Source organism: Vibrio maritimus (assembly GCF_021441885.1).
Taxonomy (GTDB): domain Bacteria; phylum Pseudomonadota; class Gammaproteobacteria; order Enterobacterales; family Vibrionaceae; genus Vibrio; species Vibrio maritimus_B.
On the sequence record NZ_CP090438.1, the window covers coordinates 2,686,385 to 2,710,337 of the forward strand.

At 47.1% G+C, this 23,953-nt stretch carries 22 protein-coding genes and 6 tRNA genes; 18 read left to right on the forward strand and 10 right to left on the reverse strand.

Annotated features, from left to right (window positions below; all coding sequences use genetic code 11):
* Positions 1-7: 7 nt before the first annotated feature.
* From fliP to flhB, 4 genes are read left to right on the forward strand one after another with little or no spacing between them, the layout of a single operon-like run.
* Positions 8-763, forward strand: a complete 756-nt coding sequence (gene fliP, locus LY387_RS12180) for a flagellar type III secretion system pore protein FliP (RefSeq protein ID WP_234494323.1) — start codon at positions 8-10, stop codon at positions 761-763.
* A complete protein-coding gene (gene fliQ / locus LY387_RS12185; protein ID WP_234494324.1) occupies positions 760-1,029 on the forward strand; it encodes a flagellar biosynthesis protein FliQ in 270 nt (89 codons plus the stop codon). Before fliP ends, fliQ begins: the two co-directional genes overlap by 4 nt.
* A 4-nt stretch (positions 1,030-1,033) precedes the next feature.
* Positions 1,034-1,816, forward strand: coding sequence for a flagellar biosynthetic protein FliR (fliR, locus tag LY387_RS12190; protein ID WP_234494325.1), 783 nt, complete (start codon positions 1,034-1,036; stop codon positions 1,814-1,816).
* On the forward strand, positions 1,806-2,954 hold the full coding sequence (gene flhB, locus LY387_RS12195) for a flagellar biosynthesis protein FlhB (RefSeq protein WP_234494326.1): 1,149 nt from the start codon (positions 1,806-1,808) through the stop codon (positions 2,952-2,954). Before fliR ends, flhB begins: the two co-directional genes overlap by 11 nt.
* Here the strand turns inward: flhB and fdhF are convergent.
* Positions 2,935-7,050 (reverse strand): formate dehydrogenase subunit alpha, encoded by a 4,116-nt coding sequence (gene fdhF, locus LY387_RS12200; protein WP_234494327.1) that lies wholly within the window; start codon positions 7,048-7,050, stop codon positions 2,935-2,937. The genes flhB and fdhF overlap by 20 nt on opposite strands.
* A gap of 461 nt (positions 7,051-7,511) precedes the next feature.
* Here fdhF and LY387_RS12205 point away from each other — a divergent pair, with 461 nt between their 5' ends.
* Entirely contained in the window at positions 7,512-7,925 is a 414-nt protein-coding gene (locus tag LY387_RS12205) for a hypothetical protein (RefSeq protein ID WP_234494328.1), read from the forward strand.
* Positions 7,926-8,220: 295 nt separating this feature from the next.
* Here the strand turns inward: LY387_RS12205 and LY387_RS12210 are convergent.
* Positions 8,221-8,297, reverse strand: a tRNA-Pro gene (locus tag LY387_RS12210).
* A 257-nt stretch (positions 8,298-8,554) separates the two neighbouring features.
* On the opposite strand from LY387_RS12210, the gene LY387_RS12215 reads away from it, so the two are divergent.
* From LY387_RS12215 to rluF, 3 genes are all read left to right on the forward strand, one after another.
* Positions 8,555-8,695 (forward strand): DUF3149 domain-containing protein, encoded by a 141-nt coding sequence (locus tag LY387_RS12215; protein WP_042473952.1) that lies wholly within the window; start codon positions 8,555-8,557, stop codon positions 8,693-8,695.
* A 141-nt stretch (positions 8,696-8,836) separates the two neighbouring features.
* Positions 8,837-9,418, forward strand: coding sequence for a DNA endonuclease SmrA (gene smrA, locus LY387_RS12220; RefSeq protein WP_042473948.1), 582 nt, complete (start codon positions 8,837-8,839; stop codon positions 9,416-9,418).
* Positions 9,419-9,489: 71 nt separating this feature from the next.
* Positions 9,490-10,587: a 23S rRNA pseudouridine(2604) synthase RluF gene (gene rluF, locus LY387_RS12225; protein ID WP_326491995.1), complete on the forward strand. Its 1,098-nt coding sequence runs from the start codon at positions 9,490-9,492 to the stop codon at positions 10,585-10,587.
* Between the two features lie 18 nt (positions 10,588-10,605).
* Here rluF and ybaK read toward each other — a convergent pair whose 3' ends face one another.
* The 8 genes from ybaK to hemA all read right to left on the reverse strand — a co-directional run bounded on the left by ybaK (position 10,606) and on the right by hemA (position 18,555).
* On the reverse strand, positions 10,606-11,082 hold the full coding sequence (gene ybaK, locus LY387_RS12230) for a Cys-tRNA(Pro) deacylase (RefSeq protein ID WP_042473943.1): 477 nt from the start codon (positions 11,080-11,082) through the stop codon (positions 10,606-10,608).
* Between the two features lie 106 nt (positions 11,083-11,188).
* Entirely contained in the window at positions 11,189-12,853 is a 1,665-nt protein-coding gene (gene ushA / locus LY387_RS12235) for a bifunctional UDP-sugar hydrolase/5'-nucleotidase UshA (RefSeq protein ID WP_128650559.1), read from the reverse strand.
* A gap of 373 nt (positions 12,854-13,226) precedes the next feature.
* Complete coding sequence (kdsA, locus tag LY387_RS12240; RefSeq protein WP_234494329.1) at positions 13,227-14,078, reverse strand: 3-deoxy-8-phosphooctulonate synthase; 852 nt, start codon at positions 14,076-14,078, stop codon at positions 13,227-13,229.
* 17 nt (positions 14,079-14,095) lie between these two features.
* Positions 14,096-14,905: a SirB1 family protein gene (locus tag LY387_RS12245; RefSeq protein ID WP_234494330.1), complete on the reverse strand. Its 810-nt coding sequence runs from the start codon at positions 14,903-14,905 to the stop codon at positions 14,096-14,098.
* Positions 14,906-14,908: 3 nt separating this feature from the next.
* Positions 14,909-15,292: a SirB2 family protein gene (locus LY387_RS12250; RefSeq protein ID WP_234494331.1), complete on the reverse strand. Its 384-nt coding sequence runs from the start codon at positions 15,290-15,292 to the stop codon at positions 14,909-14,911.
* A 30-nt stretch (positions 15,293-15,322) separates the two neighbouring features.
* Entirely contained in the window at positions 15,323-16,177 is an 855-nt protein-coding gene (prmC, locus tag LY387_RS12255; protein WP_234494332.1) for a peptide chain release factor N(5)-glutamine methyltransferase, read from the reverse strand.
* Between the two features lie 3 nt (positions 16,178-16,180).
* Positions 16,181-17,269, reverse strand: a complete 1,089-nt coding sequence (gene prfA, locus LY387_RS12260; RefSeq protein ID WP_234494333.1) for a peptide chain release factor 1 — start codon at positions 17,267-17,269, stop codon at positions 16,181-16,183.
* Between the two features lie 26 nt (positions 17,270-17,295).
* The gene (hemA, locus tag LY387_RS12265) at positions 17,296-18,555 is read right to left on the reverse strand and encodes a glutamyl-tRNA reductase (RefSeq protein WP_234494334.1); all 1,260 of its coding nucleotides are present in this window, start codon (positions 18,553-18,555) and stop codon (positions 17,296-17,298) included.
* Positions 18,556-18,727: 172 nt separating this feature from the next.
* Between hemA and lolB the strand changes: the two genes are divergently transcribed.
* The 10 genes from lolB (at position 18,728) to LY387_RS12315 (ending at position 23,949) form a co-directional block, all read left to right on the forward strand.
* Positions 18,728-19,348, forward strand: a complete 621-nt coding sequence (lolB, locus tag LY387_RS12270) for a lipoprotein insertase outer membrane protein LolB (RefSeq protein ID WP_042473935.1) — start codon at positions 18,728-18,730, stop codon at positions 19,346-19,348.
* 11 nt (positions 19,349-19,359) lie between these two features.
* Positions 19,360-20,232 carry a 4-(cytidine 5'-diphospho)-2-C-methyl-D-erythritol kinase gene (ispE, locus tag LY387_RS12275; RefSeq protein WP_234496111.1) on the forward strand — a complete coding sequence of 291 codons (873 nt, stop codon included), beginning with the start codon at positions 19,360-19,362 and terminating at the stop codon, positions 20,230-20,232.
* 27 nt (positions 20,233-20,259) lie between these two features.
* Positions 20,260-21,210 (forward strand): ribose-phosphate pyrophosphokinase, encoded by a 951-nt coding sequence (locus LY387_RS12280; RefSeq protein ID WP_042473932.1) that lies wholly within the window; start codon positions 20,260-20,262, stop codon positions 21,208-21,210.
* A gap of 120 nt (positions 21,211-21,330) precedes the next feature.
* Positions 21,331-21,921 carry an aminoacyl-tRNA hydrolase gene (pth, locus tag LY387_RS12285; RefSeq protein ID WP_234494335.1) on the forward strand — a complete coding sequence of 197 codons (591 nt, stop codon included), beginning with the start codon at positions 21,331-21,333 and terminating at the stop codon, positions 21,919-21,921.
* A gap of 11 nt (positions 21,922-21,932) precedes the next feature.
* Entirely contained in the window at positions 21,933-23,024 is a 1,092-nt protein-coding gene (gene ychF, locus LY387_RS12290; protein ID WP_042473930.1) for a redox-regulated ATPase YchF, read from the forward strand.
* A 293-nt stretch (positions 23,025-23,317) separates the two neighbouring features.
* Positions 23,318-23,394 (forward strand) — tRNA-Met (locus tag LY387_RS12295).
* Between the two features lie 38 nt (positions 23,395-23,432).
* Positions 23,433-23,517: transfer RNA gene (locus tag LY387_RS12300), tRNA-Leu, on the forward strand.
* A 33-nt stretch (positions 23,518-23,550) separates the two neighbouring features.
* Positions 23,551-23,625 (forward strand) — tRNA-Gln (locus LY387_RS12305).
* A gap of 79 nt (positions 23,626-23,704) precedes the next feature.
* A tRNA-Met gene (locus LY387_RS12310) sits at positions 23,705-23,781 on the forward strand.
* Between the two features lie 83 nt (positions 23,782-23,864).
* Positions 23,865-23,949, forward strand: a tRNA-Leu gene (locus LY387_RS12315).
* Positions 23,950-23,953 lie beyond the last annotated feature (4 nt).

The window sequence follows — 23,953 nt, forward strand, 5'->3', positions numbered from 1 at the left end:
TGCTGCTATGTCACGGACGACACTCGGACAAACCCTGCTGCTTTTCGCCCTGCTTTGTATTTCACCGCAGGTCGCATTGGCTGAGGGATTGACGATCCTCACTGAAACTCAGGGGGAGCAAGGCACAGAGTACAGTGTCAAACTGCAGATCCTGATATTAATGACGCTGCTTAGCTTTGTTCCTGCGTTTGTCATCATGTGTACCAGTTTCACTCGTATTGTCATCGTGTTGGCGATCCTTCGCCAAGCATTGGGGCTACAACAAACGCCCCCCAATCAAGTATTGGTTGGCATTGCGCTTATTTTCACGCTGCTGATCATGCGTCCTGTTTGGAGCAAAATTTACGATGACGCCTACCTACCTTACAGCACAGGAGAGGCGACATTAGCACAGTCACTCAAAGCCGCTGAAGGTCCGCTACGCCGATACATGCTCGATCAAACACAGCGAAAAGCACTCGAGCAAGTTACAAAGATCGCAGGTGAAACTCAGATGGTGGATGAAGATGACATCCCGTTTCTTATCCTGCTTCCTGCCTACCTGCTGAGTGAGCTAAAGGTCGCATTTCAAATTGGCTTTATGCTGTTTTTACCCTTCTTGGTCATCGATTTAGTGGTCGCATCTGTATTGATGTCGATGGGGATGATGATGCTGTCACCGCTCATTGTCTCACTACCGTTTAAGCTGCTGGTTTTTGTCATCGTTGATGGGTGGGGGCTACTCATGGGAAGCCTTGCCAATAGCTTTTGGGTGAGCACATGAGCCCAGAACAAGCGGTGACACTCGTTGGTCACGCCATTAGCGTCATCTTATTGATGGTGTCTGTCCTTATCCTGCCAAGCCTAGTCGTAGGTTTGGTAGTCGCTATTTTCCAAGCCGTCACCCAGGTAAACGAACAAACACTGAGTTTCTTGCCACGCTTGCTGGTCACTCTGCTCACTATTATTCTGGCTGGGCATTGGTTGCTACAAGAAATCACAGATTTGTTTCTGTTCGTATTCAGTGCCATTCCCGCCGAAGTAGGTTGATATCATGACCATCACCTTTACGGAACTTACTCAGTGGCTGGGGTTGATTTGGTGGCCATTCGTGCGGCTTACTGGGCTATTTTTAATCGCGCCATTTTTTGGCGATAAAGCGATACCCATGCGCGTTAAGATTTTATTTGCGTTCGTGTTTTCACTGTTACTTGCTCCCATGATCAATACGGTCCCTCCGTTTAATCCATTTTCTATCGATGCCATCATTTTCACTCTCTACCAACTGGTATTTGGCTTCCTCATCGGTTTCTCGGTGATGATTTTCTTCACGATTTTTTCTATTGCTGGTCAAGCTATTTCCATGCAGATGGGACTTGCGATGGCCATCATGAATGACCCAGCGAATGGCGTCAGCATCGCCATTATCGGTCGCATCATGTTTATAACCGCTATGCTGCTGTTCCTGTCTATTGATGGTCACTTAATTGTCTTACTGCAACTTAAACAGAGTTTCACCCATTGGCCTTTGGATTCACTGTTTCCGTTTAGCAGTATCGACTATGTGTTGAAGATGGTCTCGTGGATGTTTGCTACTGGTCTGCTTGTCGCCATGCCCGCCATTGTGGTGATGTTACTAAGCAATATTACCTTTGGTTTAATGAACAAGGCCGCACCCGCTTTGAATGTGTTTGCGCTGGGTTTCCCAATGACCATGCTGCTCGGGCTGTTTGCCATGATGGCATCTTTGACCGGGATTGGTGATCACTACTTCGAGCTCGCGTTGGAGTTGAATCGCCATCTCAATTATATATTGAGGCTTCCAAATGGCGGATAACCAGGACAGTGGCGATAAGAGTGAACTGCCCAGTCAACACAAACTGACCAAAGCAAAACGAGAAGGACAGATCCCTAGAGCCAAGGATTTTGTGTCAGCCGTTACGCTAACTGCGGTGGTGAGTTACTACGTGCTAAGCATCGACTCCCTTGCCGAGACCTTTATTGAGTTGTTCTTGATTTGCTATGAGTTTGACGCATCAGTGGTGGGTAAATTTGATGTCATCGTCGAGTTGGTAGGCAAAGCCTTATTTGCCATGATCATGCTGTTTTTTCCGCTGTTCATCTATCAAGTCATCGCCGCTATCATAAGCTCTACTATGCTCGGTGGTTGGGTGTACAGCCCGACCCTACTAGCGCCAAAGCTGGAAAAAATCAGTCCGATTAAAGGGTTTAAACGGATTTTCTCTACCCAGTCTTTGGTGGAACTTGCCAAGAATACCGTTAAAGTCACCCTGTTTTTTGCCGTTCTTTATTGGGTAATTGATCGATACATAGCGGTAATTACTGGTCTGGTTAGCTCACCCTTCGATACGGTAATTACGACCATCACCACAATCACGGTGGAGTATCTAGGTTATCTTCTGCTACTGATTCTGGTCTTTGGCCTTGTTGACTTCCCTTATCAGCGCTACGAGTTTACCAAGCAGATGAAGATGACTAAGCAAGAGGTCAAAGATGAACACAAGGAACAAGAAGGTCGCCCTGAGGTAAAAGCTCGTGTTCGGCAAATCCAAACTCAGAACGCGAAACGAGGGGCAAATGAAAGAGTACCCAAAGCAAGCGTGGTACTGACCAACCCAACTCATTACTCTGTCGCACTCGTCTATGACCTGACCCAAGCTGAAGCCCCGTTTGTGGTTGCTAAAGGCAAAGATGACGTGGCCACTTACATCAGGGAGCTTGCCGCAAAGCATCAGGTCGAAGTGGTTCAAAGCCCAGAGCTGACCCGTGCTATCTATCACACGACACAAATAGACCAAATGGTGCCCAATCAGCTTTTTGTCGCGGTGGCGCACATCCTCACCTATGTCAATCAGCTAAAAGAGTGGCGCAAAGGAAAAAGAGGCAAGCCAAATAGCTTGCCTCCGTTCGATATCCCTAAAGCGTGGACCGAATTTAAAGAACCGCCTGAGTGACCTTCTCAAGCCGCACTGCAGATACTTTAAACTCTGGGATCTTCGCGTGCGGGTCAGTTGCAGTATTGGTCAGCTTATTCGCTGCCGATTCAGCAAAGTGGAACGGCACAAACACAACGCCCTGCTGCATCCGTTTGGTAACAAAGGCAGGCGCGGAAATCTCACCACGTCGCGACACCAACTTCACATCCTGACCATTGGTCACTCCGAGCGCTTCAGCATCCTCGACGCTGATCATAATGCGTGGTCCAGCAAGGTTATCCAGCCCTTTGGTTTTGCGCGTCATAGTTCCTGTATGGAACTGCTCGAGTAATCGACCCGTGGTAAGAATCATTGGGAACTCGTCATCGGGAAGCTCAGCCGCATATTCAAATGGAATTGGAGCCATCGCCCCTTTACCGCGGATAAACTGGTCCTTATGCATAATGCGAGTACCGAAAGGCTTCACATCGTTACATGGCCACTGCAAACCGTTTTTACCAATCGACTGCCAGCGAATACCGCTGTATTGCGGCGTAACATCGGCGATTTCCTCAGTGATTTCTTGCACCGTTTGGTACTGCCAGTCGCCACCCATTGCATTGGCAATAGACTGAATAATACGCCAGTCCTCTTTTGCTTCACCCGGCGCTTGCACCGCTGGAACCAAGCGTTGTACGCGCCTTTCAGTATTGGTGAAATGCCCTGCTTTTTCCGCAAACGAGTAGGACGGCAATACCACGTCCGCAAGCTCAGCCGTTTCGGTTAAGAAGATGTCCTGAACCAAGAGGAAGTCTAGGGATTTCAATCCATGAACGGCGTGCGCCTGATCTGGGTCACTGAGTACTGGGTTCTCACCCATCACGTAAAGCGCTTTGATATCACCGTCGCAAGCGCCATCGATGATTTCAGTCAGTGTCTTACCACGCTCTTTAGGCAGAGTGTCTGAATTCCAAGCTTTGGCAAACTTTGCCTGCACGTCTGGATTGGTCACCTTTTGATAGCCAGGGTAATCGGTCGGCAAGGCACCCATATCGCAAGAGCCCTGAACATTGGATTGACCGCGAAGCGGATTAATACCGCCGCCTTCAACGCCCACGTTACCACACAGCATTTGCAGGTTGGCAATCGAGCGCACATTATCATGCCCAGTAGTGTGCTGAGTGATCCCCATTGAGTAATAGACTGATGTCACCTTCGAGGTGCCAATCAACTCGGCGAGGCGCTCAATATCAAACTCAGCAACGCCAGTGACAAGTGCTGCATTGCGTGGGCTGTAGGCATCTTTACGTATCTCTTTAACGAACTCATCGTAGCCTTCGGTGCGCTCGTTAATGTACTGTCTATCGTGCCAGCCATTTTTATCAATCACATGCATGATGGCATTGAGTAGCATGACATCTGTACCAGGGCGATGGCGCACATAGAGCTCGGCATGATCAGCCATATCAATACGTTTTGGATCGGCAACAATCAGGCGCGCGCCCTTCGTCACCGCCTGCTTAATATGTGAAGCGATAATTGGGTGCGCAGCGCTGGTGTCTGAGCCGATAATAAAGATAACGTCAGAATGCGCGATGCTCGGAATATCATTGGTCATTGCGCCGCTACCAAAGGAGGCTTCTAGACCAGTCACCGTTGATGAGTGACAAAGCCTCGCACAATGGTCGATATTGTTGGTACCAATCTCTCTTCTAAATAGCTTTTGGAATGCGTAGTTATCTTCATTCGTCGTTTTCGCTGAAGAGAAGCCAGCAAGACTGTCACTTCCATACATAGACTTAATTTTGTTTAGCTTATCGGCGACATAGCTAACAGTTTCATCCCATGAGGCAGGCACTAACTCACCCGACTTACGGATAAGAGGCGTGGTCAGCCTCTCTTCGCTGTGTATAAAGTCAAAACCGAAGCGTCCTTTCACGCAAAGCATACCTTGGTTGACGGGTGAGGTTTTATCTCCCTTCACGTAGCGGATTTTGTTGTTGGCAGCATCAACATAGAGCTCAACTCGACAACCTACTCCGCAGTAAGTACAGATAGTTTTCACCGGCGTCAGCATTTCTACGCGACTATGTGACTTATCGCGCTTATCGGCAAGCGCCCCAGTTGGGCACACCTGAACACACGCGCCACACTGCACACAGTTACTGTCCCCCATAGTCGCTCCATCTGGGAACGATGGGCGGTGCGAAGATTCAGAGAAGTTGAGAATGCCATGCACCGACTCGGTTTGACAGGCATGAACACACGAGCCACAGCTAATACAGCGGTTAGCGTCGAAGACAATGAACTCACTGGATTTATCGACTGGGAACATCTTGCGTTCTTCAGTATTAATCTCTCGGTAATCGACCTGATATTCAGTAGCATAATCTCGAAGATCGCACTGAGTGTTGGCTTGGCAACCACACTCTAGACAGCGCGCAGCTTCGGCAATAGCATCCGAATCTGTCATCCCAAGCTCAACTTCTTTGTAGCTGGTCTGACAAAGCTCTACATCAAGATGATCCGCTTTTGCTCGTGATTTCGCACGCTCTTGTAAGTATTCAGTTTGACGAACCTCAGTAAGACGCTCTGCCTTGCGGCTATTGAACGGCGCTGGCTCAGGTTTAAAGTGCCCTTCGAGAATATAGCGCTCAATAGCATCCGCCGCTTTCTTGCCGTCGGCAATCGCTTCAATGGCCGTAGCAGGACCACGTCTAAAATCACCAATACTGTAGACGTTGTAGCCATGGTGCATGGAGTCGTTGTCAGCAGACGCTGTACCCCAATCAGTCAGTGGCAGCGATTGTCTTGCAGATTTTAGAAACTCAGTATCAGGCTTTTGTGATAGCGCTGAGATTACCGTATCAAACTCAATGGTCTCGGTTTCGCCGGTTGATACCGGACGACGACGGCCTGAGCTATCAGGCTCACCTAGAGCCATGATCTCCAACTCAATAGAGTGAACACGACCTGTCGTATCTGCATGGTTAACTTTAGGGTTAGTTAGGAATTTAAACTTGACGCCTTCTAGCTCAGCAGCTTCAATCTCATGCAGTTCGGCTGGCATCTCGTTGCGAGTACGACGATAGATGATAGTCGTGTCGGCCCCTTCACGAACCGCAGTTCGCGCGCAGTCGATCGCCGTATTGCCGCCGCCAATGATGGCGACTTTTTTACCAATGCTAAAGTGCCTCTCGGTCATATGATCTTTGAGAAAATCAACACCCAGAATACACCCTTCCAGATCGGAGCCGGGATATGGCATGTTCACCGCTTTGGTCGCGCCCACAGCCAAACATACCGCTTCATAATTCTCAGTCAATTCATCGAGAGAAACGTCTTGGCCAAGAAGCGTATTGGTATGAATACGCATCCCGCCGCGACACATAAGTTCAATTTCTTTATCGAGAATGTCTTTTGGTAAGCGGTACTCAGGAATGCCATAGCGCAACCAACCACCAGCTTGTGGCATTGATTCAAAGACATCGACGGCAAAGCCTTGGTAACTCAGATAGTAACCGCAAGCCAGACCACCGGGACCCGCACCGACAATCGCTACGCGGTGCCCGTTGTACGGCAGTTTTGGTGGTTCAAACTGCTCAGCCAGTGACAAATCAATATCTGCTGCATGACGTTTAAGCTGGCGAATCGCTAGAGGCTCATCCACTAAGCTGCGTCGACACTCATGCTCACAAAACGCAGGACAAACACGACCAATAGAGATTGGCATCGGCAGCGTATCTTTAATCACTTTGACGGCTTGATGATGATCAGCCTGAGCGATGTGGTGTAAGTAGGTTTGAATATCAACGTTAGCAGGGCAAGCCACTTTACATGGCGCTTCACAGTCAGCATTGTGGTCAGCAAAGATCTTATTGAGGGCTTCTCGCCGCAGATTATTAAGTTGAGCAGACTCGGTCACTATCGTCATCCCATCTTGGATCTGAGTCTCACAGGCTTTGACCACGCCTTCACCAACGACTTCAACGACGCACATGTCGCAAGACTGCTTCTCAGCATGCTTACTGATTGAGCAGAGCGATGGGACCTCAACTTTAATATCTTTGGCCACATCAAGGATGCTTTTGCGTTCTCTTAGAAGATACGTTTGACCATTGATAATTACATTCATAGAGCTATCTCTTTTTAGACAGATGACACATAACCCACTGATCTTACGCGTTGATTTGACATGGCATTTGACCATGTATGAATGGGCACCTATTAATCATACAAATAACAATTAATCATACAAATAGACCAAAGTCTATGACTTTAAATAGGAACCTATACGGCAAGTACGACGAGCCATCAGCAAGTAGCTGCATGTGTGACTCGTGTCACAGTGGTAGAACAAATCTAAATTGAGAAATTTTGGCGCTCTCAGGGGGTCCCCCGATTGGGAGATTTACAAATAGGAGCAAAACTGACCTCAGTATAACCACACTCATACAAAGGTCAAATAAACCCACTAAATGTGTGACAATAGAACATCAGAGTGTCTTTATCGATGGCGTAAAATGGTAAATGGTGCCGCTCCACAATTGATACCTTAGCCCTGTCAGCAAGAACAACTCCAAGAGGAATCAATTTATGAAAATGCTTAAAGATATCGCTATCAGCTCTGTTATCACGACTATCGTAATGTTGCTACTCAACGCTTCTTGGGATTGGGTTTTCATCGCGAGTTTGGAAGTGGCGGTACTCGCCTCGGTTGTCCTTGCGAGTATGCTAAAAGGGGCTATCTCACTAGAGAAAGTGATGGCATCGCACTTTCTAACCCATAAAACATTACCAAAACTGAAACGAGGTGTTTCGTCATACATTATTTTGGTGGGCTCTAAGTTTGTCGCAATGGCTGTTATTGCCCTTCTGTTTGGTCAGCATGTTGCATTTACTGGTGCGTTTGGTGGTGTGGTTGCCTTCTTCGCAATTATCTTTGCGGTGCTGGGTGTGGAAGGTGTTATTGGTAAGGTAATGGCACGCCGTGAGGTTGTTGTAGCTTAAGCTTTTAGCGTCACATCGCCTATTTTTAGTTATCGCCGTGCAGTGGGCTTTTATACAAACCGGACATCTGTACAAACCGGGCACATCGTTTACAAGATTACTTTTCGCCAAAACGCAAAAAGCCTCGCTGAATAGCGAGGCTTTTCTAAAAGTGGTCGGTGAAGAGGGATTTGATTGGTTCGACACTCGACGACTGGGCTTCCAGCCCCCGACCCGCATGCGCATTCTTAATATCTCATTTTTTCAGATAGTTAAATGCAAAAAACCTCGCTGATTAGCGAGGTTTTTTTGAAAGTGGTCGGTGAAGAGGGATTCGAACCCCCGACCCTCTGGTCCCAAACCAGATGCGCTACCAAGCTGCGCTATTCACCGAGATTGCTGAGTGGCTTATTGCCCGTCAACGGATGCGTATATTACTGATAATTCTCAGGCGCGCAAGGCTTTTGTGGCATCTTTTTTCCAAAACAGCTCTGTTTGCTCATCAACTAGCCAGAAGCACGAAAAATGTGACCGTATACACACACTCACATACAGGTTATTAACACTCCGAGTACAATTGATCCAGATCAGTGTTCACTTTTAAACCAACCGTTAACGTAACCCTGTCATCACTACTTTTTGGAGGAAACATGGATTTTTGGCTTGATCTCCTATTTGGTAATGCAGTAGGCCTCTCTTCAATGATCGTTATCTTTGGAGCGTTTGGTTTAATGCTGTTTTACGGTGCTTTCTTCATTTATAAGGTAATGAATGACAAATCTCCTCACTAGAATCGCTTAGCTTCTATTTTTTGAATAGAAAACTGCTATGCACCGGAGTGGATCGCCTGTTCACTCCGGTTTTTTATTGCTCTCACTTTTTGCTCGACTTCGTATATACTCCAAATAAATTGGCTTATTCGAGATGCAGTTATGTCTCAAGACGATGATCTAGACCTATTTCAACAAATGATGGGCGATGTAAAGCCTATTCAAAACGACACCGTCGAATTAAAAAAGTCCCACCAAGTATCTGACTCGCAACTGGCAAAACGTCAGGCTGCGCTGTGGCTCTCTGAACAAGACCCTGAATACCTCTCTATCGATTTCGCCCCTATGGTGAAACCCGATGACATCATAGAGTTCAAACGTGACGGCGTTCAGGAAGGGGTTTACCGGAAACTTCGACTTGGTAAATATCCTCTACAGGCAAAACTCGACTTACACCGCCGCACTCTCAAAGAAGCGCGTGATGAGGTCATTAAATTCTTGCAACAATGCATGCGAATGGACATTCGAACTGTCATCATAGTCCATGGCCGTGGTGAACGTTCTAATCCGCCTGCCTTGATGAAAAGTTACTTGGCTAACTGGCTGACTCAGATTAAGGATGTACAGTGTGTTCACAGTGCTCAACGCTTCCATGGCGGTAGTGGCGCTGTCTATGTCATGCTTAGAAAGAGCCAAGAGAAGAAGCTTGAAAACCGCGAACGTCATCAAAAACGCATGAGTTAAGTGACTTAACGCCAAGTTGGGTATAAAATACGCGACCTTTAAATCAGACCAACATAGAGTGATTACTTCGCATGTCGAACTCTGCTGACGGAAAACGTCTCAACAAATACATCAGTGAAACGGGCTTTTGCTCGCGTCGTGAAGCGGATAGGCTCATTGAGCAACAACGCGTGACGATTAACGGCAAGGTGCCAGAAATGGGCACTAAGGTTATGCCGAGTGATAATGTTGAGATTGATGGCAAGCCAGTTCGCAGTAAAGAGAAACCAATCTATATCGCTCTGAATAAGCCGACAGGCATCACGTGTACGACAGAACGTGACGTCCCTGGAAACATCGTTGACTTCGTCGGCCACCACAAGCGTATCTTTCCTATCGGTCGCCTGGACAAGCCATCTGATGGTCTTATTTTCTTGACCAATGACGGCGATATCGTCAATAAGATCCTGCGCGCTGGTAATAACCACGAGAAAGAGTACGTGGTTCGTGTCGACAAGCCAATCACCAAGGACTTCATCAAGAAAATGGGCGCGGGTGTCGCTATCTTAGATACGGTTACTCTACCGTGTAAGGTCGAGCAAGAGACCAAGTTCTCATTTCGTATTACGCTAACGCAGGGGCTTAACCGTCAGATCCGTCGTATGTGTGAAGCTTTGGGTTATGACGTCCTTAAGCTGCGCCGTGTGCGTATCATGAATATCTCAATCGATGGGATCCCGAACGGAAAATGGCGCTACCTCTCTGATGAAGAAGTTGCCGAGATCCTGCGTATGTGTGAAGGCTCCGTCAGCACTGAAGAAGCCTCTCGTAAAGATGCAAAAGGTCGCCACATCACTAAGGCAACTGATGCAAAACTGCATGATGCGCGCCGCGAGGCCAAACGTGACAAAGAGCGTGAAGGTAAGCGCGACAAGATGAAGACCTATTCTGGTCATGGCGCGGATGAGTACCGTCGTGGTCCGAGCAAACGTCGCCACTCAGACTCTGAGAATGGCCGTAACGAAAGCAGTCGTGGTGGCAAGCCTAGTCAGCGTAAGCCAAACCAATCAGGTAATAAGTCTCGCCCTTCAAAGCCAAACAACAAGCGACCAGTGAACCCTAAAGCGGGACAGTCTGATTCGGGGCAACGTAAGCCGCGTGTCGGTGGAACCCTATCTCTGAAAAAGTAAGCGGCATAATAACCGCTGTTAGGCCTCACAGAGATTAACAAACTTAGCTCGAGTTAGCGCTGCCAAATCGGATGGTGCTAACTCAATCTCCAATCCCCTTTTGCCCGCACTCACACACATGGTATCGCGGTCTTGTGCCGTGCTATGAATAAACGTTGGCAGTGCTTTTTTCTGCCCTAGTGGACTAATGCCTCCAAGCACGTACCCTGTCGTCTTCTGAGCAATGTCTTTGTCTGCCATGTCTGCTTTTTTGCCACCAGCCGCCTTGGCTGCAAGTTTCAGATTCAGTTTTTCTTCAACAGGTATGACGGCAACCGCTAGATTTTTGGGCTCACCGTTAATGGCGAACAGCAGCGTTTTGAAGACACTTTCTGGATCTTGCCCTAACGCCTCGACCGCTTCCAGTCCATAGCTTTCATGGCGTGGGTCATGATCATATTGATGCACGGTGTGGGTGATTTTCTTCTTCTTTGCCAGATTGATTGCTGGTGTCATTGCCTACTCCAAAATGCACGACGTGGCGAGTCTATGCTTACTCGCAAAACAAAAAAACGGTGCCAATTGGCACCGCTCTATTTATTGAATAAAAACCCGTTAATGTCTAGTTCTTATAGACAATTTCGCCTTTAGGCTGGTACTTATTCACATCGATCGGGCTATTTGCTTCTAGGTAGTCTTTCAATACTTCAGCATCGACGAAGCCCGTGTTTACGTGGCCAGGGTGACCTGTTAGTTTCGGATAGCCGTCACCACCCGCTGCGTTAAAGCTCGGTACCGTGAAGCGGTAAGTGGCTTTGGGGTCAAGAGCTTTGCCGTTGATAACCACGTCAGATACTTGGTCCTTATCGACAGTCATTGAAATACCGGCGAACTGCGCATAGGCACCAGAATCAACAGGTTTGGTTGCGACAACATTGAGATAATCAAGAACTTCTGCACCTGTCATGTCAGTGTAAGTAATGATGTTGCCAAATGGCTGAACAATCAGCACATCTTTGTACGTCACATCGCCTTCTGCGATTGAGTCACGTACACCGCCTGAGTTCATCACCGCAAAATCGGCTTTAGCACGCTCCATGTGAGCAGTACCAATTAGACGACCTAGATTGGTTTGGCTAAAGCGAACCACATTACGGTCGCCTTCCAGCTTGCCATTGGTTTCACCAATCTTAGCACCGAGTTGCTCCTGACCTTTCTCTTGGAACGGAGTCAAGAAGGCCAGCAGTTCTGCATCTTGCTTGATCTCATCTTCAACAAGAACACGCTGTTTCTTACCGTCAACTTTTACTTTCTTCTTCAGGTTCACTGGAATAAGGTCATAGCTCACCATATTCAGCTCGCCATTTTTGAACTCATAGTCGGCACGACCGACATATTTGCCCCACTCGTACGCTTGAACAATCCAAGTACCATTTTGGATATCTGGTTTACACTCGTCGCTTGGCTTGAAGTTCTTCTTCACGACGTTTGGACCTTCCATACATACAGGCTCTTGAGAGTGACCACCAACGATCATATCGAGGTCGCCTTCGTTCAAGTAGCGAGCAAGCGCAACGTCACCCGGTGCGTTCACACCACGCTGACCGTTCTCGTAGTGACCCATGTGAGTTACCGCGAAAATAAGATCGGGTTTTTCTGTTTCTTTAAGCTCGGCAATCAGTTTTTTAGCTTCTACTTTCGGGTCGCGGAACTCAATACCACCGATGTACTCAGGGTTGCCGATTTTTGCCGTGTCTTCAGTCGTTAGACCGATAACCGCAATCTTAATGCCTTGCTTATCAAACATGTGGTAAGCATCGAACAAACGCTCACCGGTTTTCTTGTCATAGATATTGGCAGACAGCATTGGGAAGTTTGCCCACTCTTTCTGCTTAAACAGGACTTCCAGCGGGTTATCGAACTCATGGTTACCCAATGCCATTGCATCGTAACCAATCATGCTCATGCCTTTAAAGTCCGGTTCTGCATCCTGAAGGTCAGACTCAGGAACACCCGTATTGATATCACCACCTGACAGCAGTAATACACTGCCACCTTCCGCTTCTACATCAGCACGAATCTGGTCAATCAGCGTTTTACGCGCTGCCATACCATACTCGCCGTATTTGTTTTGCCAGAAGCGACCGTGATGGTCATTGGTATGAAGAATCGTTAGCTTATAAGTCTCATCAGCATTCCATTCTTGCTCTGGTTGAGTTGCGCATCCTGCTAATGACGCGATGATAGCCGCGCTTAGCACGGACTTAAACATAAGGCTTTTTTTCATTGTCATACCTTTAATTTTTTGGGAACCACTGCCTTGAGCATATTGGGTTTGCTCATATTTTGCCGATCTGTTGTGTTGTAAGACTAAGAAAAACATCGACAAAATTTGCGTTAGTTTAAAGTAAGCGTTTAAACATAACATTACGATTTCACTTTTATGTAATCTATATCACAAGTTGATATACATCAGCTGGCATTATTATCAGTAATGTAATTAAGCGCTATGAAACTGTAATAGATAGCAGAGGAATAGTGGTAGGTATTCAGTGGCTGGAGGGTGTTTTTTCTGCGAAGAAACGATTGCTCAACACAAATAGTGAACATAAAAAAGCCAGCTAAATTCAAGCTGGCTTTTGACTAGGTAACGTTAGAACCTATTTAATATCGATGTGCTCAAAGCCTTTAATCAGGTCATCGAGTGCCTTCATCTGCGCTAGGAATGGTTCTAGTTTATCCAATGGTAATGCAGAAGGGCCGTCACATAGTGCTTTATCTGGATTTGGGTGAGCCTCAATAAACAGACCTGCAATGCCAGTCGCCAAACCCGCTTTAGCAAGTTCTACAGTCTGCTCACGGCGACCGCCAGAAGCCGCACCAGAAGGATCACGCATCTGAAGCGAGTGAGTCACATCAAAGATGATTGGGCTGCCATTTGATGCTTTTTTCATTACACCGAAACCAAGCATATCAACGACTAGGTTATCGTAGCCATGGCATGAGCCACGCTCACAAAGAATAATGTTGTCGTTACCACATTCTGCAAACTTATCAACGATGTTGCCAACTTGACCTGGGCTCATGAACTGAGGCTTCTTAACGTTAATAACCGCACCCGTTTTTGCCATCGCTTCAACAAGATCAGTCTGACGAGCTAGGAACGCTGGTAGCTGAATAACATCAACTACATCCGCCACTGGCTGTGCTTGCGCTTCGGTATGAACATCAGTAATGATTTTCACGCCAAACGTATCTTTTAGCTCTTGGAAGATTTTCATACCTTCTTCCAAGCCTGGGCCTCGGTAAGAATGAACTGAGCTACGGTTCGCCTTATCGAAAGACGCTTTGAAAACGTAAGGAATGCCAAGTTTCTCAGTAACCTTCACATAGTGCTCACAGATCTGCATCGCAAGATCGCGTGATTCCAATACGTTCATACCCGCGAACAGCGTAAAAGGCTTGTCGTTCGCGACTGGGATATCACCCACGTGTACAGTTTTCATTTCCATGTTGTTATTCTCTGAGTTTAGTGAAGAGTCACAGGGGTGCGGCTGATAGCTGACACCTGCGTTTTCAATAATTCGATAGCTGGGTCATCGGGACATTGATCGATGAAGTACTGAAAATCGCTCGCCGCTATTTGATGGCAATCCAGCTGTTGGTAAATATAGCCACGATCGCGGATTTCATAAGGATCGTCTGGAACAAAGGTTAATGCAAGATCAGTACAACGCAGCGCGAGCGTATACTTTTCTTCACGCAATAGCGCGCTCTTAAGCAGCGCCAACCAGCGACCAATTACCGTTGGGTTATCGACCGTTTCTAGGTGTTTAGCCTCTAGCTTTGCCAAAGGACCTTCATGGCCAATTAGCCAAGCTTGCAGGCGCTTTTTACTGACGTATTCACCATCATAAGGATTGATGTATACCGGCGCTTCATTTGGCCAACAAACCTTGACTAAAAATTGCGTTGGGAACGTCACCGCTTCCAGCGGCAAGCCAAGCTTGTGACCAAGGTAGAGCAAGATAGAACCTAGGCTAACAGGTACACCCTTTCGACGCTCAAGCACCTTATCAATGAAGGCGTTATCCGACGAGAAGTACTCGTCGTGGTCACCTTTAAATTGCCATTCGGTGTAAAACAATCTTAGTAGCGAGTCGAGTCGCTGCTTATCATTTCTTTCATGGAACAGCTGTTGCTCAGCTTCTTCTGCAAGCCTAGCCAATTCTAGTTCGGCCCAATGCTGATCCGTTTCTGGATCCACTGCTTTGTTTAAGATCAGTGCACCTTCTGCTAACTCAATCGCATCAAAATCTTCATCAAACAGTTCAATCATGGTTTACCCCATAAGGAATGGCGTTTTCAGCATGGCAATCTTCGCAGCCATCATCAGCCATCCCAGCGCGCCAAAGAAGGCACACGTTCTTAATAATTTGTTCTTTGCTAGCTTTATAGTGAAAAAGGCCAAGGCAAAGTAAGCCAGTATGCAGGTCACCTTTTCCGTCATCCACGGTGCTGCATCCGTGAAAGGAACAAACCCTGTGTATGCAATCAAGCCAAAGCCTGACAACAACAAAAGAGAGTCATTAATGTGTGGGAAACGCTTTAGAAATGGCAGGTTCACTTTTGGTGAATTTGCCATGAGCAACCCGTATCGCACAGTTAACAAGGCGACAGAAATCGCTATCGTCAAAAGGTGAAAATGCTTTAATCCTTCATACATGTTGGCGTCTCTCTTACTTTCTTTTCGTTATTATTGGTGCCACTTTCCAAGTGTCACTCTATCATTGCTTGCGTAGTCTTTCTCTGTGATGACCTCAGTAAAGCCGTTCGTTTCTAGTATGTTTCTAACCGCCTCACCTTGTTCAAACCCGTGTTCGAACAACAACCAGCCACCATCAAGCAAGTAACTGGGTGCTTGTGCACTTATGGTTTCTATATCGGCCAAGCCGTTATTTTCTGCAACCAAAGCTGACGATGGTTCAAAACGAACATCCCCTTGAGAAAGATGGGGGTCATTTTCGTCAATATAAGGGGGGTTAGAGACAATAATGGCGAACTTGTGAGCTGCATCAATCGGCTCAAACCAGCTTCCTTGGGAAAAACTTGCATTGGAAATATCAAGCTTCTTAGCATTACCTGTCGCCAACTCCACCGCATGCTCTTGGTAATCAACACCTTTTACGCGGCGTTTTGGCAGTTCGGAAGCTAACGCCAACGCGATTGCACCGGTTCCCGTCCCTAAATCCAATAAGTCTCCGTCAATCTGCATCGCTTTATCCAATGCCAATTCAACAAGGCGTTCGGTATCAGGTCTTGGAATCAATGTGCTTGGAGCAACGTTAAGTGATAGGGACCAGAACTCTCGCTCCCCTAGGATATAGGCAATGGGCTCGCCTTTGGTTCTTCGAGACAACAGCTCTTCGAACGCAATTTGCTCTGACTCGGTCAGCGGTTTCTCTGGCCACGTCATGAGATAGCTGCGAGGCTTACCCAACGCGTGGCAAAGCAGCACTGCGGCATCAAGGCTTGGTGATTCGCTACTGGTCTCAGAAAGAACAAGCGATGCTCGTTTGAGCACCGCTTCTATCGACATATCTAACGACATGAATTAGTTGTTCTCTGCAAGCGCTGCGAGCTGATCAGCTTGGTGCTCTTGAAGTACTGGGTCGATAAGGCTTGCCAAATCACCTTCCATCACTTCGTTCAAGCGGTAGAGCGTTAAGTTGATACGGTGGTCCGATACGCGGCCTTGCGGGTAGTTGTAAGTACGAATACGGTCACTACGGTCACCAGAACCTAGTAGGTTACGACGAGCATCCGAAACTTCAGCTGCGCGGCGTGCTTCTTCTGCTTGCACAATACGTGCTGCTAGCACAGCCATCGCTTTCGCTTTGTTCTTATGCTGTGAACGCTCATCCTGACACTCAACCACAGTACCTGTTGGCAAGTGAGTAATACGAATTGCAGAATCCGTGGTGTTAACGTGCTGACCACCCGCGCCAGATGCACGGAAGGTATCGATCTTAAGATCTGCGGCTTTGATTTCTGGTAGGTCGGCTTCTGGGATCTCAGGCATGACAGCAACAGTACATGCTGACGTATGTACACGGCCTTGAGACTCAGTTTCTGGGACACGCTGTACGCGGTGACCACCGGATTCGAACTTCATTGTACCGTAGACAGAATCACCCGATACTTTTGCGATCATCTCTTTGTAACCGCCTTGCTCAGACTCGTTGCAGCTCATTACCTCAACGCGCCAGCCTTTCTTCTCAGCAAATTTAGAGTACATACGGAAAAGGTTGCCCGCGAAGATACCCGCTTCGTCGCCACCCGCGCCAGCACGGATTTCTAGGAAACAGTTGCGCTCATCGTTTGGATCTTTTGGTAGCAGAAGAATTTGTAGCTCATCCGCCAGGTTTTCGATCGACGCTTTCGCTTCTTTGATCTCTTCTTGAGCCATTTCGCGCATCTCAGCATCGTCTTCTTTTGCCATCTCTTCCGCAGCTTCAAGATCGTCTTGCGCTTGCTGGTAGGCTTGGAAACACTTCGTCACTTCTTCAAGCTGAGAGTACTCTTTAGAAAGAGCGCGGAACTTGTCTTGGTCACCGATGACACCAGGGTCACCAAGTAGATGTTGAACTTCTTCGTAGCGTTCAACCAGAGTTTCCAATTTTACTAAAATGGAGGCTTTCATAATTGCGTCTTTTCTCGGGGTGAGGCTTATTTCGTTTGGTCTAAACCCAAACTCTGTCTGATAACCGTGAGTTTCGCAGGATCACCCTGCTCTGCGGCATCTTGCAGCGCTTTGGTCGGCGCATGAATAAGCTTGTTTGTTAATTTATTACTGAGCTCTAGCAGCACTTTCTCTGGGTCTCCCCCTGCGGCTAGCGCTTGTAAGCTTTTAGATAGTATATCTTGTCTGGTGTCATTCGCCTGTTTGCGATACTGCCGAATGCTATCAACGGCCTGCAGAGAACGCATCCAAGACATAAACTGCGCGCTCTCTTCACTTACGATGGCTTCCGCTTGAATCGCTTCTACTTTTCTCTGTTCAATATTGCTATCAACAATAGACTGTAAATCATCAACAGTATAAAGGTAGGCATCGTTGAGTTCGCCAACTTGCGATTCAATATCGCGCGGCACGGCAATGTCGATAAGAAGCATAGGTTGATAGCGACGCTTCTTAATCGCAGTTTCAACCATACCCTTACCAATAATCGGTAATGGACTCGCCGTAGAGCTGATCACAATGTCGGCTTTTGGCAACACTTCCGGAATATCATTAAGTGCAATCACCTCAGCACCAAACTGAGAAGCCAACACTTCAGCTCGCTCTTTGGTACGGTTGGCAACGATCATCTTCTTGCACCCTTGCCCTTCTAAGTGCTTAGCTACCAGTTCAATTGTCTCGCCTGCGCCCACAAGCAGAACCGTGGACTCAGCTAACGACTCAAAAATCTGTCTCGCAAGTGTGGTAGCGGCATAGGCAACAGAAACCGCACTGCCACCAATTTCCGTTTCGGTACGTACTCGCTTAGCTACAGAGAACGTCTTTTGAAACAGCTTCTCTATGCCACCTTCTACCGACTGGTGATCACGAGCATCACTGTACGCCTGCTTTACCTGCCCTAAGATTTGCGGCTCGCCCAATACTAGCGAGTCAAGACCACAGGAGACGCGCATCAAGTGCTTGATAGCGGCCTGCTCTTCATAGACATAGAGTGATGGTTTGAGCTCTTCAGCAGGTACGTCATGAAAACGAACTAACCAATCGATCAGTTGCGACTTATTGGTATCACCAGTGTCACAATAGATTTCGGTACGGTTACAGGTCGAGAGAATCACTGAACCATTGACTTTGGTATTGTCTCTCAGCTCATTCAGTGCTCGGTCAAGTTTTTCAGGTGGAAACGCCACCTTCTCTCTCAGATCCACTGACGCTGTATTGTGGTTAATACCAATAGCAAGCAATGACATGTAACGCGAATTCTCTGATACGGATTTGACAAATAGGGCAGAATTTTACTTGATGGCAACGTTTATTGAAAGTCTCTGGCCAATATGTTTTCCTGAGTTTGTGGGATTAATGCTATAGTCTTTCAATATTTTATTGAATTTGCACCATAATCCATCACGTAAGTAGTTTTCTATGACCAGACTTTATCGTCGCTTCTTTTATACGTTCACAGCACTATTTTTGATTGGTTGTAGCACTTTGCCACCTGAGCCTCAAAGTGTGGAATGGCAAGCTCACCGCCAGCAACTTGAATCACTGACTCAATATACCGCCAATGGCAAGCTCGGTTATATTTCTCCTGAACAGCGCCAAACGCTCAATTTCCATTGGACGTATTCCGCCAATTTAACCCAAGTGCGCTTAACCACTTTTTTAGGTCAGACGGTGTTTAACCTAACCTCAACACCCAACGGTGCGTTTATCGAAACCTATGATGACCAGAAACTCTCCGGTCAAGACGCCAATCTACTGATCTATCAGCTGACTGGGCTCAATATCCCTATCGAGCAACTCGCAGGTTGGCTCATCGGCCTTCCGACAAATGCGGACACTTATCAGCTAAATGACCTTAATACAGTGGCAAGCCTCTCCAAAGAACTCAACCAGAAGACTTGGGCGCTTAATTACACTGAATATCGAGCATTCAATGTCGAAGACACCGAGCGCACACTGCCAATGCCAACTCGAATGCAATTGGTGCAAGACGACACTAAGCTAAACCTCGTTGTATCTAAATGGACCATCAAACAGTGACCGAACGCAACATGATCACCGAAACCACCACGTGGCCAAGCCCAGCCAAGCTTAACCTATTTCTATACATAACAGGCAGACAGCCTAATGGTTACCACGAACTGCAAACCTTGTTTCAGTTTATTGACCTATGTGACTCATTAGAGATCACGGCTAACAAAAGCGGTGAGATCACCTTGTCTCCCGACATTGAAGGTGTCGCAACGCAAGATAACTTAATCTGGAAGGCCGCTACCGCCCTTCAAGCCAAGGCAGAGTGCTCTTTTGGTGCGCACATTAAGCTGGATAAAATACTGCCAATGGGAGGAGGTATCGGCGGTGGATCCTCTAATGCCGCTACGGTGCTTGTCGCGCTCAACTTTTTATGGCAAACCGGCTTAAATAGCGACGACCTCGCTGAAATAGGTCTTGCGCTTGGCGCGGATGTGCCTGTGTTTGTGCGTGGATTCGCCGCATTTGCAGAAGGTGTTGGTGAGAAGCTATCTCATGCCGATCCAGTTGAGAATTGGTATCTGGTCGTGAAACCAAAAGTCAGCATCGCAACTGTCGATATCTTTACTCACCCCGATCTTACAAGAAATACGCCAAAGCGAGAGCTAGCAACGCTTTTAGAGAGCCCTCACGTAAACGATTGCGAAAAAATTGTACGAATGCTCTATCCAGAGGTTGATAACCAACTTTCTTGGCTGCTACAATACGCGCCGTCAAGATTGACGGGGACAGGATCTTGCGTGTTTTCCGAGTTTAATAGCAAAGAAAATGCCGAGAAAGTCCTTGAAATGCTTCCTGACACCGTCTCCGCTTTTGTGGCGAAAGGGTGCAACCGCTCTCCTTTGTTAGAGACCCTGGCTAACTATGAATTAGCCCATTTACAATCTGTTTAAACTGGACGCAACCCTGAGGTTTCCACCGTGCCTGATATGAAGCTATTTGCTGGTAACGCAACACCTGAACTAGCCCAACGTATTGCTGACCGTCTATACATCTCTCTAGGAGATGCTACTGTTGACCGTTTCTCTGACGGCGAAGTCGCTGTTCAAATCAACGAAAACGTTCGTGGTAGTGATGTATTCATCATTCAGTCAACTTGTGCGCCAACTAACGACAACCTAATGGAGTTAGTGGTAATGATTGATGCAATGCGCCGCGCTTCAGCAGGCCGTATTACTGCTGTTATTCCTTACTTTGGTTATGCTCGTCAAGACCGTCGCGTACGTTCTGCACGTGTGCCAATCACTGCAAAAGTTGTTGCAGACTTCCTTTCAAACGTTGGCGTTGACCGCGTTCTTACTATCGACCTACACGCAGAGCAGATTCAAGGCTTCTTCGATGTACCTGTAGATAACATCTTCGGTACTCCAGTGCTTCTTGAAGACATGGCTGAGCGTGGTCTTGAAGATCCAGTTGTTGTTTCTCCTGACCTTGGTGGTGTTGTTCGTGCTCGTGCTACTGCTAAAGCACTAGGCGATATCGATATCGCAATCGTCGACAAGCGTCGTCCACGTGCTAACGTATCTGAAGTGATGAACCTAATCGGTGATGTTGAAGGTCGCGACTGTGTGATCGTTGATGACATGATCGATACTGGTGGCACACTATGTAAAGCTGCAGAAGCGCTTAAAGAGCGCGGTGCTAAGCGTGTATTCGCTTACGCAACTCACGCAGTATTCTCTGGTAACGCAGCGAAGAACATCAAGAACTCTGTTCTCGACCAAGTTATCGTGACTGACTCTATCACGCTATCTAAAGAGATGGCTGCGACTGGTAAAGTTACTCAGCTAACTCTATCTAGCATGCTTGCTGAAGCTATTCGTCGCATCAGCAACGAAGAGTCTATCTCTGCGATGTTTACTTCAAAGTAATCCTCGTCTAGAAATGAAAAAACCACTTCCTATCGAAGTGGTTTTTTTGTATTCACATTTTTTGTGCCAATTTAGTGTGCTATCATACCGCGCTTTTGAGATTCAAGAGAGATCTTAACGTTGACTCAGCAGATAAAATTGCTTGTAGGCCTTGCCAACCCTGGACCTGAATACGCTCGCACGCGTCACAATGCCGGTGCTTGGGTGGTAGAGGAACTCGCTCGTATCCACAATGTCACTTTGAAAAACGAACCAAAGTTCTTCGGTCTCACAGGACGAATTCTGGTGAATGGCAGTGACTTAAGACTGTTAATCCCGACCACATTTATGAACCTATCTGGCAAGGCTATCGCTGCATTAGCGAAGTTTTATCAGATCAAACCTGAAGAGATCATGGTCGCTCACGATGAGCTAGACTTACCTCCAGGCGTTGCCAAGTTCAAAAAAGCGGGCGGTCACGGCGGTCATAATGGTTTAAAAGACACCATTAGCAAGCTGGGCAACAATAAAGAATTTTATCGTCTAAGGATTGGCATTGGCCACCCTGGACACAAAGACAAAGTAGCAGGTTATGTACTCGGTAAAGCACCAGCAAAAGAGCAAGAATGCCTTGATGCTGTTGTCGATGAATCCGTACGCAGTCTCGACATCTTACTCAAAGATGGCCTGACAAAAGCACAAAATCGCTTACACACCTTCAAAGCTGAATAAGGTTTACAATCATGGGTTTTAAATGTGGCATCGTTGGTCTACCAAACGTAGGTAAGTCAACTCTGTTTAACGCACTGACTAAAGCTGGTATCGAAGCAGCAAACTTCCCGTTCTGTACTATCGAACCAAACACAGGCGTAGTACCTGTGCCAGATCTACGCCTAGACGCGCTGGCGAAAATTGTTAATCCACAAAAGATCCTTCCAACAACTATGGAATTTGTGGACATCGCTGGTCTTGTTGCTGGTGCTTCTAAAGGTGAAGGTCTAGGTAACAAGTTCCTAGCTAACATCCGTGAAACTGACGCTATCGGTCACGTAGTTCGCTGTTTTGAGAACGAAAACATCGTTCACGTTGCGGGTAAAGTATCGCCAATCGAAGATATCGAAGTGATCAACCTAGAGCTAGCGCTTGCTGACCTAGATTCTTGTGAGCGCGCAATTCAGCGCAACGCTAAGAAAGCAAAAGGCGGCGACAAAGACGCTAAGTTCGAGCTAACAGTACTTGAAAAACTACTGCCGGTTCTTACTGAAGGTGGCATGGCACGTACTGTTGATCTTGCGAAAGAAGAGCTAGCAGCTGTTGGTTACCTAAACTTCCTGACTCTTAAACCAACCATGTACATCGCAAACGTGAATGAAGATGGTTTTGAAAACAACCCTTACCTTGATGCAGTACGTGAGTACGCAGAGAAAGAAAACAACGTGGTTGTTGCGGTTTGTGCATCTATCGAATCTGAGCTTTCTGAGCTAGACGACGAAGATCGCGAAGAGTTCCTAGCAGACATGGGCATTGAAGAGCCAGGCCTTAACCGAGTGATCCGCTCTGGTTATGAGCTTCTAACGCTACAAACCTACTTCACTGCTGGCGTTAAAGAAGTGCGTGCATGGACTATCCCTGTTGGTGCAACTGCGCCGCAAGCGGCAGGTAAGATCCACACTGACTTCGAAAAAGGCTTCATCCGCGCAGAAGTCGTTGGTTATGACGACTTCATCCAGTACAACGGCGAGTCTGGTGCAAAAGATGCAGGTAAATGGCGTCTAGAAGGGAAAGAATACATCGTTAAAGATGGTGATGTAGTTCACTTCCGCTTCAACGTATAATTACGACGCACTCGTTATTGTTTAAAAAGCCAGCAACTGCTGGCTTTTGTTGTTTTACAAGGTCTATCAACTCACAACAGGCCCCTAATGCAAAGCAAATAGACCCTCGGGAAATCGGCAATTATCTAGCAGATTTAGATCATAAACAGAGCGGTTTGATTAAAAAAAGCTCGAACGGCACTTTTTCGCTAATTTCTTCGCAAAATAAGTTGACGCATCAGATTCAACTCCGCATAATGCGCCCCGTTCTCAGCGATAAGGCAACTTTCAAAGAGAATCAACAATATGGAAATGGCTACGTAGCTCAGCTGGTTAGAGCACATCACTCATAATGATGGGGTCACAGGTTCGAATCCCGTCGTAGCCACCATTTCCTAAATGCTCTTTTTAGAGTCTTTAGGAAATAATGCGGAAGTGGCGGAATTGGTAGACGCACCAGATTTAGGTTCTGGCGCCGCAAGGTGTGAGAGTTCAAGTCTCTCCTTCCGCACCATTATTGTTGAACAACGTTTTCGTTGTTATCTGCAGGGCTATCGCCAAGCGGTAAGGCAGCGGCTTTTGATGCCGCCATTCCCTGGTTCGAATCCAGGTAGCCCTGCCACTTTTAAAGTGGCAAGTTTTTTGAAAAAAACCTTGGCACATGAGACGAGTTTGTATTATATTCTCTCGCTCTCAAGAGTGGCTACGTAGCTCAGCTGGTTAGAGCACATCACTCATAATGATGGGGTCACAGGTTCGAATCCCGTCGTAGCCACCATTTATTACAACTTGCAGGCTCGCCTTCAAGTACAACGTTAAGATTGAGTTTTACCAATTACTCTCTTAACTATAAGTTTTGTTGCGGAAGTGGCGGAATTGGTAGACGCACCAGATTTAGGTTCTGGCGCCGCAAGGTGTGAGAGTTCAAGTCTCTCCTTCCGCACCATCTT

Coding starts and splice junctions, on each gene's coding strand:
- ychF (WP_042473930.1), top strand. CDS start 21,933: ATGGGTTTTAAATGTGGCATCGTTGGTCTACCAAACGTAGGTAAGTCA.
- smrA (WP_042473948.1), top strand. CDS start 8,837: ATGTCTCAAGACGATGATCTAGACCTATTTCAACAAATGATGGGCGAT.
- flhB (WP_234494326.1), top strand. CDS start 1,806: ATGGCGGATAACCAGGACAGTGGCGATAAGAGTGAACTGCCCAGTCAA.
- prfA (WP_234494333.1), bottom strand. CDS start 17,269: ATGAAAGCCTCCATTTTAGTAAAATTGGAAACTCTGGTTGAACGCTAC.
- ispE (WP_234496111.1), top strand. CDS start 19,360: ATGATCACCGAAACCACCACGTGGCCAAGCCCAGCCAAGCTTAACCTA.
- hemA (WP_234494334.1), bottom strand. CDS start 18,555: ATGTCATTGCTTGCTATTGGTATTAACCACAATACAGCGTCAGTGGAT.
- fliP (WP_234494323.1), top strand. CDS start 8: ATGTCACGGACGACACTCGGACAAACCCTGCTGCTTTTCGCCCTGCTT.
- fdhF (WP_234494327.1), bottom strand. CDS start 7,050: ATGAATGTAATTATCAATGGTCAAACGTATCTTCTAAGAGAACGCAAA.
- fliQ (WP_234494324.1), top strand. CDS start 760: ATGAGCCCAGAACAAGCGGTGACACTCGTTGGTCACGCCATTAGCGTC.
- rluF (WP_326491995.1), top strand. CDS start 9,490: ATGTCGAACTCTGCTGACGGAAAACGTCTCAACAAATACATCAGTGAA.
- kdsA (WP_234494329.1), bottom strand. CDS start 14,078: ATGGAAATGAAAACTGTACACGTGGGTGATATCCCAGTCGCGAACGAC.
- ushA (WP_128650559.1), bottom strand. CDS start 12,853: ATGAAAAAAAGCCTTATGTTTAAGTCCGTGCTAAGCGCGGCTATCATC.
- ybaK (WP_042473943.1), bottom strand. CDS start 11,082: ATGACACCAGCAATCAATCTGGCAAAGAAGAAGAAAATCACCCACACC.
- LY387_RS12205 (WP_234494328.1), top strand. CDS start 7,512: ATGAAAATGCTTAAAGATATCGCTATCAGCTCTGTTATCACGACTATC.
- LY387_RS12245 (WP_234494330.1), bottom strand. CDS start 14,905: ATGATTGAACTGTTTGATGAAGATTTTGATGCGATTGAGTTAGCAGAA.
- lolB (WP_042473935.1), top strand. CDS start 18,728: ATGACCAGACTTTATCGTCGCTTCTTTTATACGTTCACAGCACTATTT.
- prmC (WP_234494332.1), bottom strand. CDS start 16,177: ATGTCGTTAGATATGTCGATAGAAGCGGTGCTCAAACGAGCATCGCTT.
- LY387_RS12215 (WP_042473952.1), top strand. CDS start 8,555: ATGGATTTTTGGCTTGATCTCCTATTTGGTAATGCAGTAGGCCTCTCT.
- LY387_RS12250 (WP_234494331.1), bottom strand. CDS start 15,292: ATGTATGAAGGATTAAAGCATTTTCACCTTTTGACGATAGCGATTTCT.
- fliR (WP_234494325.1), top strand. CDS start 1,034: ATGACCATCACCTTTACGGAACTTACTCAGTGGCTGGGGTTGATTTGG.